1 protein-coding gene is annotated in these 947 nt (G+C 51.6%); it reads right to left on the minus strand.

Annotation, left to right across the window (positions count from 1 at the left end):
* Positions 1-50: 50 nt before the first annotated feature.
* Entirely contained in the window at positions 51-878 is an 828-nt protein-coding gene (locus CKL79_RS22580; protein ID WP_121971729.1) for an IS5 family transposase, read from the minus strand.
* Positions 879-947: the final 69 nt, after the last annotated feature.

A 947-nucleotide genomic window follows, 5' to 3' on the forward strand; every position in this document is an offset into this window, starting at 1 on the left:
AGACCTCTTGCAGAAATGATTATGTGATAGACTAACGCGCCTCGCTGAGACTACCAAGCGGCTATCGTGCGTTCATGATTGTAGAGGGCCGCAATCAGGTTGAACCGTAGGCCATAGCGTTTGCGCCGGTTGCGATAGCGGTGGGCCAAAATCTTGAAAATCTTCAGCCGTCGATTCACATGCTCAATGCAGATACGTTCGCTGCTCAGAGCCCGATTGTAATCGCGCTCTGACTCGGATAGTTCCCCATCTTTGGGCTTTTTGTAGGGAATGTGGCTATTGGCATGGTAGCGAGCAATCCCTTGATAGCCTTTATCTTCGAGACTCATCGTCTGCGGATGAAAGCGCACCCCTGACGCCTTAAATAACTGAAAATCATGCGTGCGGCCCTGACTGAAGTCGAGGCAAATAATCTCCAAAGTGGCTTGGTCAATGACGACTTGGCACTTGAGCGTATGTTGCTTCTGCTTGCCAGAATAGAACTGCTTCTGTTTGCGTTTAGGCCGTTCAATCGGGGTCTCAGTGACATCCATCACCACCACCTCAACCTCGCCAAAGCCTTGGAGCAGACGTTTCTTACCCGGAATCCGAAATCGGCCTGAAGCCATTAGCCGAGTTTCGACCCGATGGACAATGCGACAAATCGTCGATTCTGAGACGCCCCAGTCTGTGGCGATGTGAAAGTAGGTGCGATATTCTCGCCAATAGTCGAGAGCAACCAGGAGTTGGTTCTCAATCGATAACTTGGCAGGGCGGCCAGGATAGCGAGATAAGGGGGCTCGCAGTCCGGTGACCATGAGCTTGAAAGTCGGTCGATGGACGCCGAATCGCCGCTTAAACTGGCGATCGCTGAGGGTTTGGGTGTTTTCGTAGTTCATCGGCCTATGCGGGCAACAGTGAACCAAAGCCTATCAGGCTACCATGAAATCTATTATGCAGGAGGTCTA

Origin of the sequence: Leptolyngbya sp. BC1307, from assembly GCF_002286735.1 — a bacterium.
Classification (GTDB): domain Bacteria; phylum Cyanobacteriota; class Cyanobacteriia; order Phormidesmidales; family Phormidesmidaceae; genus Phormidesmis.

Coding starts and splice junctions, on each gene's coding strand:
- CKL79_RS22580 (WP_121971729.1), bottom strand. CDS start 878: ATGAACTACGAAAACACCCAAACCCTCAGCGATCGCCAGTTTAAGCGG.